17 protein-coding genes are annotated in these 15,059 nt (G+C 35.9%); 2 read left to right on the forward strand and 15 right to left on the reverse strand.

The window, feature by feature from the left end:
- Window positions 1-36 precede the first annotated feature (36 nt).
- Window positions 37-858, forward strand: coding sequence for a T9SS type A sorting domain-containing protein (locus DDF69_RS17870; protein ID WP_114821975.1), 822 nt, complete (start codon window positions 37-39; stop codon window positions 856-858).
- A gap of 82 nt (window positions 859-940) precedes the next feature.
- Here DDF69_RS17870 and DDF69_RS17875 read toward each other — a convergent pair whose 3' ends face one another.
- Together DDF69_RS17875 and DDF69_RS17880 are read right to left on the reverse strand one after the other, a co-directional pair.
- Window positions 941-1,627 carry an SMUG2 DNA glycosylase family protein gene (locus DDF69_RS17875; protein ID WP_114821976.1) on the reverse strand — a complete coding sequence of 229 codons (687 nt, stop codon included), beginning with the start codon at window positions 1,625-1,627 and terminating at the stop codon, window positions 941-943.
- Window positions 1,628-1,629: 2 nt separating this feature from the next.
- Window positions 1,630-2,400, reverse strand: coding sequence for a DUF4241 domain-containing protein (locus DDF69_RS17880; RefSeq protein ID WP_114821977.1), 771 nt, complete (start codon window positions 2,398-2,400; stop codon window positions 1,630-1,632).
- Between the two features lie 234 nt (window positions 2,401-2,634).
- Between DDF69_RS17880 and DDF69_RS17885 the strand changes: the two genes are divergently transcribed.
- A complete protein-coding gene (locus DDF69_RS17885; RefSeq protein WP_114821978.1) occupies window positions 2,635-3,312 on the forward strand; it encodes a CPBP family intramembrane glutamic endopeptidase in 678 nt (225 codons plus the stop codon).
- Window positions 3,313-3,370: 58 nt separating this feature from the next.
- On the opposite strand, the gene DDF69_RS22120 is transcribed toward DDF69_RS17885, so the two are convergent.
- The 13 genes from DDF69_RS22120 to DDF69_RS17950 all read right to left on the reverse strand — a co-directional run bounded on the left by DDF69_RS22120 (window position 3,371) and on the right by DDF69_RS17950 (window position 15,059).
- Window positions 3,371-3,532 carry a bacteriocin-like protein gene (locus DDF69_RS22120; RefSeq protein WP_156121380.1) on the reverse strand — a complete coding sequence of 54 codons (162 nt, stop codon included), beginning with the start codon at window positions 3,530-3,532 and terminating at the stop codon, window positions 3,371-3,373.
- 281 nt (window positions 3,533-3,813) lie between these two features.
- The gene (locus tag DDF69_RS17890) at window positions 3,814-4,320 is read right to left on the reverse strand and encodes a transposase (RefSeq protein WP_228412038.1); all 507 of its coding nucleotides are present in this window, start codon (window positions 4,318-4,320) and stop codon (window positions 3,814-3,816) included.
- Between the two features lie 138 nt (window positions 4,321-4,458).
- On the reverse strand, window positions 4,459-6,954 hold the full coding sequence (gene paaZ, locus DDF69_RS17895; RefSeq protein ID WP_114821979.1) for a phenylacetic acid degradation bifunctional protein PaaZ: 2,496 nt from the start codon (window positions 6,952-6,954) through the stop codon (window positions 4,459-4,461).
- Window positions 6,955-7,063: 109 nt separating this feature from the next.
- Window positions 7,064-7,891, reverse strand: a complete 828-nt coding sequence (locus DDF69_RS17900; protein WP_114821980.1) for an alpha/beta hydrolase — start codon at window positions 7,889-7,891, stop codon at window positions 7,064-7,066.
- 58 nt (window positions 7,892-7,949) lie between these two features.
- Window positions 7,950-8,528, reverse strand: a complete 579-nt coding sequence (locus tag DDF69_RS17905) for a transposase (RefSeq protein WP_114821981.1) — start codon at window positions 8,526-8,528, stop codon at window positions 7,950-7,952.
- A gap of 88 nt (window positions 8,529-8,616) precedes the next feature.
- Complete coding sequence (locus DDF69_RS17910; protein ID WP_114821982.1) at window positions 8,617-9,210, reverse strand: transferase hexapeptide repeat family protein; 594 nt, start codon at window positions 9,208-9,210, stop codon at window positions 8,617-8,619.
- Between the two features lie 96 nt (window positions 9,211-9,306).
- The gene (gene pcaF, locus DDF69_RS17915) at window positions 9,307-10,512 is read right to left on the reverse strand and encodes a 3-oxoadipyl-CoA thiolase (protein WP_114821983.1); all 1,206 of its coding nucleotides are present in this window, start codon (window positions 10,510-10,512) and stop codon (window positions 9,307-9,309) included.
- A 111-nt stretch (window positions 10,513-10,623) separates the two neighbouring features.
- On the reverse strand, window positions 10,624-11,037 hold the full coding sequence (locus tag DDF69_RS17920) for a PaaI family thioesterase (RefSeq protein WP_114821984.1): 414 nt from the start codon (window positions 11,035-11,037) through the stop codon (window positions 10,624-10,626).
- Window positions 11,038-11,046: 9 nt separating this feature from the next.
- A complete protein-coding gene (locus DDF69_RS17925) occupies window positions 11,047-11,355 on the reverse strand; it encodes a hypothetical protein (protein ID WP_114821985.1) in 309 nt (102 codons plus the stop codon).
- 270 nt (window positions 11,356-11,625) lie between these two features.
- Window positions 11,626-12,759 (reverse strand): 3-hydroxyacyl-CoA dehydrogenase NAD-binding domain-containing protein, encoded by a 1,134-nt coding sequence (locus DDF69_RS17935; protein WP_114821987.1) that lies wholly within the window; start codon window positions 12,757-12,759, stop codon window positions 11,626-11,628.
- 79 nt (window positions 12,760-12,838) lie between these two features.
- Entirely contained in the window at window positions 12,839-13,639 is an 801-nt protein-coding gene (locus DDF69_RS17940) for an enoyl-CoA hydratase/isomerase family protein (RefSeq protein WP_114821988.1), read from the reverse strand.
- A 142-nt stretch (window positions 13,640-13,781) separates the two neighbouring features.
- A complete protein-coding gene (gene paaD / locus DDF69_RS17945; RefSeq protein WP_034695803.1) occupies window positions 13,782-14,246 on the reverse strand; it encodes a 1,2-phenylacetyl-CoA epoxidase subunit PaaD in 465 nt (154 codons plus the stop codon).
- Between the two features lie 3 nt (window positions 14,247-14,249).
- Entirely contained in the window at window positions 14,250-15,059 is an 810-nt protein-coding gene (locus DDF69_RS17950) for an alpha/beta hydrolase (protein ID WP_114821989.1), read from the reverse strand.

The following is a 15,059-nucleotide window of genomic DNA, read 5'->3' on the forward strand; positions in this document are numbered from 1 at the left end:
TATCTATACAATAACCTAACATTTAAAACAAATATCATGAAAAGCACTACTTTTTTAACCATCTGTAGTCTGCTCATTTCAATTTTCTCATTCGGGCAGACCAGTACAGAACAATTTGAGACAGAATCGAACGGGAGTACAAGCTTCACCGATAACGGAGTCATTTTCAATATCATTTCACATGTAAGTGTTTTTGACATTCAGGGGAATTTCCCGGGAACCGGCTGGAGTGGAACATCAAATGATAACCGATACATTGATAACTCCAACGATACTCAATCTCCGCCATCATTCAGTATAAAGACTACTTCCAATTTATTTAAAGTAAACAGATTCTGGATGTATCTTTCTGCTTTGAACCTGGATCTTAACGTAGCAGGAACACTTACTGTAACCGGAAAATTAAGCGGAGTAACAAAATTTACGCAAACAAAAACTACCGGATTTGCAACCAGCTTAGGCAGCACCAATGGATATACTTTGATTGATCTCACCAACTTAAATGGTCAGAATTACTCAAACATTGTGATTGATGAGTTACAAATCACTGCAAACGGAGCTTTCCGATATGTAGGTTTTGATGCCTTTACCTGGGTAAAAGACAGTAATCTTGTATTGGGTACTTCGGAAACTAAAAGCATAAAAAAAGACCTGACTGTTTATCCTAATCCAACCAACGGACCTATTTCTATTACTACAGAAAAAGCCAGTGAAGCCAAAATCTACAACATGGATGGTAAAATGCTGAAAACTATACCAACTCAAAAGGGAAATAATGAAATCAATATTTCAGAGCTTCCAAAAGGAGTTTATATTATTAAAACAGCTACAGAATCTACCAAGATTATTAAAAACTAATTGTAAGAAATTTCACAAGTTCCATATTCCCACAAAGATTCTAATTCATGAATGACAAATCCCTTTCGACGAAGGGATTTTGTCATTTTTTTAAGGCTAAAATGTACTTGTCTATATAAAGCTGTTTTTCTTTCAATTTGTACTGCTGGATATATCTTGGATGTTCCAACACCGTCATTTTATCGAACAATTTTGCTTCTTTATTTAATTTTGAAATAAAATCAGCATTCTTCTTACCCAGAATAAAAACCTCTGATGTATCGAGAGTAAGACTGATATGCTTTTTCAGAGATTCGACCATAAAGTCTTTTACAGCTTCGAAAAGTTTTTTATCATCATAGTAATTAGCATTAAGCCATCCGTTTTTTGTTTTCCTTACGATCGCAAGCGGAAATGGGGAATTGATATAAATATCTTCATAAAAAAGATCAGCTCCACCATAGCCTTCGATCATATCGTACATAAATACGGAAGAAATTTCATGAGTACGGGCAGATTCCATTTTGATTCCGCAGACACTTTCCAATCTTTTGGTATCGGTAAACGGAACTCCGGTTACTCCAGCCCCATGACGGCTTGGATTGATTCCAATGATAAATTTTCTTTGGGACGAATCATTATAATATTTATGATAAAACTTTTGCATTACCATTAATGTTTCAGGATTTTCCAGATACGGATTCAGAACATCAAAACCTTCAGGTAAATTACCTGTATAGTTCAGGTTTTTATTGAACGTAATAACATGGTCTGCAAAAGTTGTATTCATATTTAGTTTTTAGAAAAAATAAAATTTTCAGGCTGATCGTTTTCATCATCATCTTCTTCATCATCGTCACTTAAAGCCAATTCAATATCAATAAATTGAATATATAAACCACATAGCTCTCCATTGTCATCATAAGCAAAATAAACAGGATAACTGCCGTCACCAAAGCCGCTGGCAAACATCGGAATCTGATAGCTGGTACCTGGAACCATCCAGTTGATCCAGTCTCCTGCTTCTCTCTGATTGTTAGGATAATCTTTATAGCTTTGTGAGAAAAGCCCTGCAAAATAATCGTCATAAACATTGTCGACATTTATTTCATCAACAAATTGATCTACAAAAGGAAGCACTTCTTTATCTGCAATACAACCTAAACCGGCATCCACCTCAAAGCCAAAAAAATCTTCGTCAGTCACTCCTTCCAGTTCTTCAATTCCAACCAATGCTTCTCTATAAATAACAGGTTTTTCTTTGGTAAATTCAACTTTTACTACAGCATATCTATCTCCCCAATCTTCAGACTTTACTACAGCAATAGAGACAGGAAAATTGCCTTTCGGAGCCTGAATAAAATAAGGCGATTGATTGGCATTCAGACATACCAATGGATCTCTTACCACCACTTTTCCGGAGGGAAGAGAAACATTTCCAATTTTCATGGTCTCCATTTTCAGCCCCATAATTTCATCAGAAGTAAAATAGGTTTCCAGATCTGTAGGGCAAACCAGAATATCCTTTACTTCTTCCCATTTTTGCATCCAGTTTTCGTTCATTGCTCTCGATTTTATGATTGAATTTTAAAATTAGTACTTTTTTGCAAGAGAAAGAAGAAGTTGAAATTAAGAATCTCTTACAACTTAATTATTCACTTCAATAAATTGCTGATCAAAAAGAAACTGAATCATCATATTTTATCATCCCATTTCCAGGTTTTAATTCATATTATTTTTTTTATTAAATTCGTTTTCAATGAAATAGCAACTTCAGCCAACTAAAACTTTTAACCTATGATCGGAATTATCATTGAGCTTATCATTTCATGGCTTCTCCTTAAGTTTATAGCAAAACAAGATCTTTCTGTTTTAGGATTCAAGCCTAACCCAACCAGGCTGGTTCATTGGAGTACTGGTTTTCTTTTGGCTGCTGCCATTTGCAGCCTTTATCATATCATGACAACATCCTTTATCAATAATAGCTGGATTTTGAATAAACAGTTAACATTCTCTGCTGCATTAATGAGCTCATGGTGGGTTATAAAATCTGTATTGTTTGAAGAATTACTTTTCAGAGGAGCATTGCTTTATCTTGCTATAGAAAAATGGGGAATGACAAAAGCCTGCCTTTTATCTGCTGCCTGCTTCGGAATCTATCATTGGTTTTCTTATAATGCATTCGGAAATCCTTTTCAAATGGGAATTATTTTTGGGATAACCGGCATCTTTGGGTGGATGCTGGCCGTATCTTTTGCTAAAACTCAATCTCTATATCTTCCAACAGGTCTCCATCTGGGCTGGAATTTGTTTAATATTATTGTATTTTCAAACGGTCCGTTGGGCCAGCAAATCTTCATGAAAGCCAATATAAACCATCTGGAAGGAATTCCTTCACTGCTTATCTTTTTGTTTCAGATATTGGCTTTACCACTTTTAATGTATGGATATTTTAAAATTAGGAGCAGATCATAAAAATAAAGCTGCAAACCATGGGACTTGCAGCTTTATGTATGTTTTAAGTTTAAAAAATCTAAGAATCAGCACATATATAACATGCTCTGGCAATATCAGGCCATCTACCAGGAAGACAGCAGCTTCCGGGAGGACAAGGATTAAGGGCACAAGACCAGTTTGGTCCAGAACCTTTAAGAGATCTCAACTCATGTCTTGAAAGTTTTTTTAAGTTTTTCATAGCGGTTTGTTTTGATGTTCTCTCCTACTCTATATGCTTTTCGGATTTCGCCTATTAAAGTTAGTAATTTTAAACAAAAACAAAATAACTAACTGAAATAAAATACATTACAACCAACCAACATCCTTGTCAAGGTTTAAAACCTTGACAAGGGTAAGCTGGACTTTTAAACTAAAATTCGCCATCAAAATCAATGTCTCTTTGATGTGACAATACAAAATTTTCTTTATCATCAAATAATTCAATAATCTCATCTCTTTTCAATAAAGTTTTTGATTTACTTAGAATGGTTTGATAGGAGGAAAATTTATATTTGTAAACTGCCTGATTGAATGATTTTGTGGATTTTGATGAATATAAATTATACTATTAATTAAATATTTATCTGATGTAATCAACTTTCTTTTAAAAGGAGATTCAATAAGAGCACCATGTCTTTTATTTTCTTTATTAAAAGCCTGGGAATAAGAATTGAAAATCCGGGCAAATTGTTTTGAGAAAATATTCTGAGGAGAATGAAGACCATTTTTTAAAGCCTCTCCAAAATTTTGATCTACAATAAAGCTACTCAGTTCTAAATCGGACTTTATCTTAATCAAAAGATGAAAATGATTAGGCATCAGACAATAGGCATATACATCACATACAGGAATAAGAAATTCGCTCACTTTATTGATAAAGTACAAATAATTCCGATCTGATTTAAATATAGCTTCACCATTAATACCACGATTATAAATGTGGTAAAAACAATCTGCTTCAATTGGAGCTGTTCTAATATCTACCATTTCACTTTGTGTTTTTAAACTTTGAAAATATAAAATAATATTACCCTTGTCAAGGTTTAAAACCTTGACAAGGGTAATCGTCCATTAAAAAATCCCTTTCAATTACTGAAAGGGATTTCAAACTTATATTTTCATTAATTAAATCAATCCAAACTGTTGGAAGTGGTGCGTAAAATGCTTTTTGTGCATCAGTTCCCACATTTCTTTATTCAGTTTTCCGAAAACATAATTCATGTGTTCTGCCTGTGGATTTTCTTTATAATAGATCACAAACTTTTTCAGGTTATCCATGAATGATAATTTTGCGGCTTCCAGATTCTTGTGTGTTAGTTCAGGAAGTGAACCGTCCTTCGGAAGGAATGGAGCTGTAAATTCTTTTGGCATTGCTCTGTGGTTGTAAAGAGAGTCCTGCCATTTTTCAAGATTTTCCTCCGGAGTAAAACATTTTTCTGCTTCGGGCTCTCCAAAGCTCACCAATACCGCTTGCTCTAAATGCTCGATCATCTGTTGTGGAGACATTTTTCCCCAAAGAGAAGGTGTTGTTTCTGTTAATCCGTTCAATATTTTCTGAACGTTTTTCACATTCAGATCAATGAAAGGAGATTGTTTTGCCACCAATGTTAAAATTGTTGCTACGCAAACTACCTCATCTCTTTGATTCACTACTTCAACCAACCATTTTACAACACCGGAAGGTATATTTCTTCCTTTTACGCCTCTGTTGATTTTTTCTTTTGCTGTTAAATAAACAGTAATAGTATCTCCGGCGTATACAGGCTTGAAGAAGCTACAGTCTTCCAATCCGTAATTGGCAATAACAGGTCCTTTTTTACCTGAAACAAATAATCCTGCTGCTGCTGAAAGGATGAAATATCCGTGAGCAACAGTTTTATCGAAGATCGTACCTGTTAAACTTGTAGCATCCGTATGCGCATAGAAATGATCCCATGAAACATTGGAGAAGTTAACGATATCCGCGTCAGTAACCGTTCTTCCTGCTGTTTCCAAAGAATCTCCTACTTCTACTTCCTCAAAATATTTCTGGAAAGGATGTTTATCTGAGAATTTTTTCTCTGCTCCCTGCTGGTAGATCTTAGTAATTGCTTTCAACACATCCGGTGATCCCTGAATTGCTGTTTTCTGCAGGAAGAAATGAAGACCGCTCAGTCCGCCCATTTCCTCTCCTCCACCAGCTCTACCAGGACCTCCATGCATTAATGTCGGAAGCGGTGAACCGTGACCAGTGCTTTCTTTGGCGTTATCTCTGTTCAATACAAAGATTCTTCCGTGTTGGGAAGCCATTTTCCATGAAGTTTCTGCGATAAAGTTCTCGTCATGAGAAATAATAGATCCTACCAAACTTCCTTTTCCTCTTTTTGCCAATGCAGCTGCTTCTTCAGCATCTTTATACGGCATTAATGTAGATACCGGTCCGAAAGCTTCTACATCGTGAGAGATATTTTTTTCAAAAGGCTTGTCGTTCAGGAATAATTTCGGGCTCATAAATGCTCCATTTTCATAGTTGGCATCTACAAGCTCGTGTTTTCCGTCATAAACAAGTTCTGTTTCTGATTTTAATAGATTTACTTTTCTTAAAACTTCTTCATACTGCTGTCTTCCTACCAAAGATCCCATTTTGGTTTCTCTGCTTAATGGGTTTCCGATTTTTGTTTGATCCAAAGCTTTAGACAAAGCATTCTGAACGTCACCGATTAAGTGCTCAGGAACAATGATTCTTCTGATTGCAGTACACTTCTGCCCTGCTTTTGTTGTCATTTCGTTACGAACTTCTTTGATGAATAGATCGAATTCCGGAGTTCCGGGCTTTGCTTCCAATCCAAGAATTGAACAGTTTAATGAATCTGCTTCCATGTTGAAACGAACCGCATTTCCTGCAATAGATGGCAGTGATTTTAATTTTCTTCCTGTATTGGCTGAACCTGTGAACAATACAGAATCTCCATCCTGTACATAATCTAAGATATTTCCTGGTTCTCCGCACACTAACTGCACAGCTCCTTCAGGCAAGACTCCACTTTCAATCATATCCTGAAATACCGCATTGGTAAGATAAGATCCGAAAGGAGATGGTTTTACAATAGAAGGAACTCCAGCCAATAAGGAAGTGGATAGTTTTTCCAACATTCCCCATACCGGAAAGTTATAAGCATTGATCTGTACAGAAACTCCTTCACTAGGTGTCAGAATGTGAGTTCCTAAGAAAGTTCCGTTAGCAGAAATTTTCTGAGTGTCTCCATCTACCCAAAATGAAGTATTGGGAAGCATTCTTTTTGCCAATCCGGAATAGGTAAAGAAAGTTCCGAAACCTCCTTCAATATCCACCCAAGAATCTACGTGGGTAGCCCCTGTTTTGTATGATAAATCGTAGTATTTTTTCTTTCTTTCTAACAGATAAAGAGCTACTTTTTTCAGCATTTCTCCACGATCGTAGAAAGTCATTGAAGAAAGGTTTTTATATCCTACGGTTCTTCCGTAGTCAAGAGCTTGTTCAAAATTAAGCCCTTCTGTATCGGAAACAGCTACCTGTTCTCCTGTAACGGCATTGTACAAAGGAACTCCGCTTCCGGTACCATCTACCCATTGTCCGTAGATATAGTTTTTTAACTTTTCCATATAGTTTTTTACTTTTTGCTTTGATTAATCTTTTTAATAATTTCATCTAAACCTTATAGGTCTTTGAGACCTATAAGGTTTAGATCCATATTATTATTTCAGTTACAAATTATTTCGGTTCCTGATAAGGAAACATTTTCACCAATCCTTCATATAAACTTCTGTGAAGAATGGTTGCATGATTGTCTGTTTCCATCATTTTATATTCCAATGTCCAGTTTTTCTTTCCTGCTTTTTTCAAAACATCATAGAAAGCTTCTGCGTCTTTTACCATCACCGGATGTTCACCTTTCCCTACAGAAACATAAACGAATTTTTTAGTATCCGCAGATTTTGAAAGCAGTTGTGGAGCCTGTTTTAAAAGACTTTCGTCATCCCACCACAAACTTGGGCTGATGATAAAATAGTTATTGAACATTTCCGGCTTTTTTAAAAGGATTTCTGTTGCCAAAAGTCCTCCCAAAGACTGACCGAAAAGGTATTTATCTGTAGTTTTAAACTGACTTTCCACATAAGGTTTTAGTTCTTTTTCAACGAATGCAATAAACTTATCAGAATGTCCTGTTGTAGGATAGTCTTTCTGTAAGTCTTTTAAGTCCGTATGAAAGGTAAAATCTCTTTTTCGGTCTACATTAGCAACTCCCACCACAATGGTTTCCGGCATGGAATACATCTGATTAAAGAATTGTACTAGTCCTGTAACGTGAATAAAATCTTCGTTCATACTTCCATCCAATAAATAGATCACCGGGTATGATTTTGTTTTATCATATCCCTGTGGAAGATAAATATTCAGCGTTCTGTCTTCATTTAATGTTTTGGACTTAATGGTCCTCACTTCTCCTATTGTAAGCGGTTTTGTCGTAACAGTCTGTGCTGATAACGTACAGCCCACCGCCAACATTATGCTGCATGCAAGCGCAATTTTTTTAATCATATTTATTTTTGTTAAACCTAACGGGTTTTAAAAACCCGTTAGGTTTGATTATTAGCAATTATTCAAAATTTAAAAAGTCATATTCAACAGTAGACTGATGATAATTTCTAAAAACTTCTACCGAATCAAAATACTGCATGATCTCCTTTCTATTCAATTTACTTTCTTTTTCAGGATTCAAATATGAATTATACGAAGAATGCTTCCATTGATCAATTTTATTTACAAATCCGTGATTAACCGGATTATTATGGATATAATGGAGAACCTTCAATAAATATTTCTCATCAGATATTTTCTTTCGTTTTACCACATTCAGAAAAAGTGCTCCTTTTCTATTATATTTTTTGTTATAAGCTTTAGCATAAGCATTCAATAAATTACCAAAATGCTTCATTAAAAACTGATGTCCATTTTCACTATTCACATCATCAAAATTCTTAAATCTTAACAACAAATGAAAATGATTAGGTAACAGACAATAAGCATAAATATCAGCGACCTGAAGAATATATTTTTCTATCTTTTCCAGAAAAAATTGATAATTTGAGGGTTCACGAAAAATCACTTCAGTCCCATTTACATGAGAGAAAATGTGATAGGTACCTTCAAATTCAAAATTTTCTGTATTAATCATTCTTTTTAAATCTGGTATTTAATTTAAACCCAACGGGTTTTAAAAACCCGTTGGGTTTGATTATCAGCAATTATTTTAAAAATTCATACTATTTTATATCATCCCAGATACTGTAATCCACAATTTTAGTTGGGATCTGCTGAACATATTCTGTAAAAGGTTCGCAAGGCAGAATAGCTTCTTTTCCTTCTCTTGCCAGCTCCTGATATAATTTTGTTCCTTCTGTTTTCCAGTGAATCATTTCGTCAGAAACATCACGGATAATTTTTGCTGGGCTTCCTACCACCAGTTTTCTTGGTTCACATCTGAAATTGGCTGGTACAAAAGCTAGTGCTCCGACGATACTTTCATCACCTATATAGGCTTTGTCCATTACCACGGAGTTCATTCCGATCAGACAGTTTTTTCCGATGTGTCCGGAATGAATAATCGCGCCATGTCCGATGTGTGCTGATTCTTCAAGGATCGTTTCTATATTCGGGAAAACGTGAAGGGTACAGTTTTCCTGTACATTAGCTCCGTCTTTAATGATAATTTTCCCCCAGTCACCGCGAATTACTGCATTGGGACCAATATATACTTCTTCACCTATTTCTACATTCCCGATAATGACTGCCTGCGGATGAATGTAGGCAGAGGCCTTTATAATGGGACGAATCCCGTGGTATGAGTAGATGTTCATATTTTTTAATTTGAAAATCTGAGAATGGGATAATTAGAAAATTAAGAATGTCTTTAAACATTTTCAAATTCTTAAATTACCTCATTTTCAAATTCATTATACTTTTTCAATGACCATTGCATATCCTTGTCCAACACCGATACAAAGGGTACACAATGCATATTTTTTATCCTGCTTCTGAAGTTCCATTGCTGCAGAACCTACGATTCTTGCTCCGGAAACTCCCAGTGGATGACCGATGGCAATTGCACCTCCGTTCGGGTTTATTCTTGCATCGTCATCTTTCAACCCTAAGCTTCTTGTTACAGCCAGTGCCTGTGCTGCAAATGCTTCGTTTAATTCGATGATATCCATATCTTCCAGGGAAAGGTTTAATCTTTTCAATAGCTTTTGGGTAGCTTCTACAGGTCCGATTCCCATGATTCTTGGCTCTACACCAGCTACGGAAGATCCCAGAATTTTTGCTTTGGGTTTCAACCCATATTTTTTAACAGCTTCTTCGCTTGCTAAAATCAAAGCAGCAGCTCCGTCATTCATTCCTGACGCATTTCCAGCCGTTACTGTTCCTTCTTTTCTGAAAGCCGGACGAAGTTTTGCCAAACCTTCCATAGATGAAGCAGGCTTAATGAATTCATCTTTTTCAAAAATGATTGGGTCTCCTTTTCTCTGAGGAATTTCAACTTTTACAATTTCTTCTGCCAGTCTTCCGCTTTCCTGAGCTTTTGTCGCTTTCTGCTGAGACCAAAGGGCAAATTTATCCTGATCTTCTCTGTTGATCTTGTGGATATCTGCTAAGTTTTCAGCAGTTTCTCCCATTCCGTCAACGCCATATAATTCTTTCATTTTTGGGTTGATGAAACGCCATCCGAAAGTGGTATCGAACATCTGGCTGTCTCTACCGAAAGCTGCGCTAGGTTTTGACATTACATAAGGAGAACGCGTCATATGCTCTACTCCTCCTGCAATATAAATTTCTCCTTCTCCTGCAGCAATGGAACGAAATGCATTCGCTACTGCGGACATCCCTGAAGCACATAGTCTGTTGACAGTTTCTCCTCCAATTTTGTAAGGAAGACCAGCTAATAAAAGTCCCATTCTGGCAACATTTCTGTTATCCTCACCCGCCTGATTGGCACATCCGAAAATAACATCCTCAATTTCCTCAACAGGAACTTCAGGATTCCTAGCTACTACTTCTTTAATAACAATAGCAGCAAGATCATCGGCTCTTACTTCTGATAATCCTCCCTGTAGTTTTGAGATGGGAGTTCTGACATAGTCTATGATGTATACGTTGTTCATAATTTTAATTTGAAAATGAGTCAATTTGAGAATTTGAAAAATTCAGGCAAGTAAAGAATTAATGGAGTACAATAATTTTCAAATCACCTCATTCTCAAATTTCCAAATTCTTTATAATTCTGTTACTTTTTTTCCTATTTTGTAAACTGTTCCTACAAATTTTGCAATCAGTTCTTTGTTTTGATTGGTAATCTGAATGTCATAAACAGCTGTTTTTCTCGTATCATTTACCAAGATACTTTCTGCTCTGAAAACATCGCCTTCTTTTCCTGCTTTGGTAAAATTGATGATACAGTTCAATGCCACTGCAGCATCTCCTTTATTGTTGGAAGAAAATGCCAGTGCAGAGTCTGCAAAAGCAAAGGTAACTCCGCCATGAACTGTTTTCAGTCCGTTCAGCATGTCCTTCTTAATTGGCATTTCTATTAAACAGTAATTTTCTTTTACTTCAATCATCTTGATATTCATCCACTGGGAAAAATAATCCTGATTGAACATATAATCTGCTACTTGTCTTGGATTCATTTCTGTTAATTATATGTTTATTATTTCTTCATACAGCTCATCAGATAATCTGTCGTAAACACTCATGGTTTTCCCAAGAATAATCTGCCCGTATGAAAGGTTTTCTGAGTCTGATGAATCTTCAGAGGGATAAGATTCGTCTAAATCAATTCCATTTTCGCTGGCTAATCTTTTGATCAGCTCTTTATATTTTTCATTAAACTTTCCTAAAAGCTCAAGTCTTTCCTGCTCATCAACGGAGGAAGCTTCCTGAGTTAAATACTGTTTCTCAATTAAAAGTCTGATCTCCAGCTCTGCCCTGAATTCATCTATATTCATGAAAATTTATCTCTTTTTCCATTTACTTCATTAAAAATCTTTTGCTGGGATTTTTGACATAATATTTACCATCTTTATCGAACCCCCATACATTTGAGATCTCTCTTAATTGAAATAAATCATAATCTCTTTTATGGATTTTGATTTTGTTCAACCTTCTTAATTTTCGATTGGCATCTCTTTTATTTTCCTTTTCTGTCACTGCAGTTGTAACTCCTGTTATGGGAGTTTTCCTCCTTGACCTACTCATAATAAATATGCTGTTAATCTTTATAGTTTTCTCAGTAAAGGACTTTGTCTGTATCTTTCTTCCTGATATTCTTCATAAAGGCTCTGAAGGGTTTCGGAGATTTTTGCATACCCGATTTCTTTCCCCCAGCTTAATAATCCTTTTGGATAGTTGACGCCTTTCTGCATTGCCAGCTCGATATCTTCATCATTGGCAACTCCTAATCTTTTGGCTTCAACAGCTTCATTGATCAGCATTGAAATGATTCTTAAAAAGATCTGTTGATATAAAGCTTCGTCTTTCTGAGCTACAGGTTTTTCTGCTCCTTCGCTGTAATCGTAGAACCCTTTTCCTGTTTTTCTTCCGTGAAGTTTGGCTTCAGACATTCTTTGCTGTAGTAAAGACGGTTTGTATTTCGGATCGTAGAAATAATCTTTGTAAACTGTAGTTGTTACTGCAAAGTTGACATCCACTCCAATAAGGTCCATCAGTTCGAAAGGTCCCATTTTGAAGTTCCCCAATGTTTTCATAGCATCATCTACCTGTTCCGGTGTGGCGATGTTTTCTTCAACAATTCTCAGGCCTTCTCCATAATAAGGTCTGGCGATTCTATTGACGATGAATCCTGGAATATCTTTGGCAATAACAGGAGTCTTTCCCCATTCTTTCATGAGGTTGTAGATTTTTTCTGCTAATGTTTTTTCTGTTAATAAGGATGGAATGACTTCCACTAAAGGCATTAATGGAGCCGGATTGAAGAAGTGAATTCCGATGAAACGCTCCGGCTTCTTGAGTTCTGCACCCAGAGAGGTGATAGAAATAGATGAGGTATTGGAACTGAGAACACAACTTTCAGAAACATAGTTTTCAAGCTCTGTAAACACTTTGGTTTTGATCTCTTTGTTTTCGATAATGGCTTCTATAATCAGCTCACAATCTTTGAAATCTTTCAATTCCGTAGCAATGGAAATATTAGCTAAAATTTCAGTCATTTTGTCTCCTGAAATTTTTTGTTTATCAACCAATTTGGTCAAGGTTTTTTCCAAACCTACTGTTGCCGTTTCTACTTGTTTTGCGTTGGCGTCGTAAACCCATACTTTGCATCCGTTCGTTGCGGCTACTTGTGCAATGCCGATTCCCATGGTTCCGGCACCGATAATTCCAATATTTTTCATTTTTTTAGATGTTAGAAGCTAGAAATTAGAAGTTAGATTATTGACTAACATCTAACTTCTAAAATCTAATATCTATGATTTATCTTCCTTTATAATTAGGTTTTCTTTTCTGTAAAAAGGCGTTTACTCCTTCAATGAAATCTTCTGTTTCTGCAGCTTCCTGCTGAAGATCACCTTCCAATTCAAGCTGTTCTTTCAACGTGTTGTTATAAGAATTGGCAAATGCTTTTTTCGTAAGCTTGATGGCTGCTGTCGGCATGTTTGCCATTCTTTCAAGGATTTCCATAGATTTCGGAACAAATTCTTCTTCAGTGAACACTTCTGCTACAAGGCCATGCGCTTTGGATTCTTCTGCAGATAATTTTTTACCTGTAAATGCTAAATAATTGGCCAATTGTCTACCTAGAAGTTTCGGTAAGAAGTAAGTTCCTCCTGTATCAGGAATCAAACCGATATTTGAAAATGCCTGAGCAAAATATGCTTTCTCATTCGCTAGAACGAAGTCAGAGATTAACGCCAACATTGCTCCAGCTCCTACTGCAGGACCGTTTACTAAAGCAATAACCGGTTTTTTGCAACGGGTAACTTCCATTACCAATGGATTGTAATAGTCTACCACAATTTTTCTGATGATGTCATGATCATGGTGTTCTTTGCCTACTACAAAAGCTTCGTCCAGATTCTGACCTGAGCAGAATGCTCTTCCTCTTCCGGAAATAGCAACACATCTTACCGTTTCGTCTTCGCTGCACTCTTTAACAAAGTCTCTGAGATCTGATAAAGCCGGCTTAGTAAGGGCGTTCATCGTGTCTGGTTGATTAAGATATGCGATTTTCAGCTTTCCGTCAAAATGCGTTTCAATATCAAGTTGTGTATACATAGTTTTTATTAATTTATTATTTAACAACGCACTAATTTAACAATATAAATTAATGTAACCGTCTAATAATTTAACATTCTAACAATTCCTTCGTTATGCTTTGCATAGCCGTAAAGTTTGTGGTGGATTGATGAATAACTCATCAATGACATTTAAAATAATCAAAAGGTTCCAGGCAGTCTAAACACTGGTAAGATGCCTTACACAAAGTAGAACCAAATCTGCTGATCTGCTTGGTATGCTCGGAACCACAGCGCGGACATTTTTTCGGTTTGCCGATGTGGTGTTCGTCTGCTCCTTTTTCCGGAGGTGTAATTCCGTAAACACGGAGTTTTTCTCTCGCTTCATCAGTAATCCAGTCTGTTGTCCAGATCGGAAACATCTTGGTTACCACTTTCGCATCCCATCCGTTTTCTTTCATCATTTTGATAATATCCTCCTCAATGGTAAACATGGCAGGACAAGCGGAATAGGTAGGTGTAATGATCACCTCACAGGTATTTTCACCTGTAATCTGTGCATCTCTTACAATTCCTAATTCCACAATATCAATGACCGGAATTTCCGGATCAGGAATGGTTTTTAATAAATCTAAAAGCTGATTCATATTTTATTTTTTATCAGAATCAAGAATGGCTTTCATTGCATTCTGATAATCCAAATTATCTGTTATTCCGTTGTGATACTGATCTTTTAATATAATCAGACGATCACCTTTTTTAAAGTTATTTTTAAGCTTTAAAGAGGTTTTATAGTTAATAACCTCATCTTTATCACCATGAAAAATAACGACGGGCGATTGAACGGTTTTTAAATATTCACCAGTCTCAAAATTATATTTCAGTAAAAACTTTGGAAGGAATGAGAATTTCTGACTCATTTCATCTTCTATACTGTAATACGGCGCCTGTAAAATCAATAATCCTGCATTATGCATGGATGCTAATTTTGCGGCTAATCCCGTTCCTACGGAATATCCTAAAATAATAATTTTGTTTTCCGGATATCTTTTTAAAAGTTCTTTATAAGCATTTTCAACATCCGAAAAAAGCTGGTCTTTACTATTAATTTTATCTTCACTTTTTCCGTAACCACGGTAATCAAGTATCAAAGTATCATAATTCATACTTCGATAGAGCTGAGCGACTTCTCCCCAGCTTTTTATTGATCCTCCGTTTCCATGAAGATAAAAGATGACTCCTTTTGGATTTTGAGCTTTGAATAAAACAGAACTCAAATGTTTTCCATCTTGCGTTTTGATGGGTACTTCTTCAAAATCACCATCAAATGTAAACTTGTAATTTTCCGGTAATTTTTCAGGATAAAAAATAATTTTCTCCTGATAGAAATAAATCCCAACACATAGTATCACATAGGCTGAAAGAAAAAAAGCCAATATCCCAAGAAGCAACTTCTTCAT

It is taken from the genome of Chryseobacterium sp. KLBC 52 (assembly GCF_003347605.1).
Taxonomy (GTDB): domain Bacteria; phylum Bacteroidota; class Bacteroidia; order Flavobacteriales; family Weeksellaceae; genus Chryseobacterium.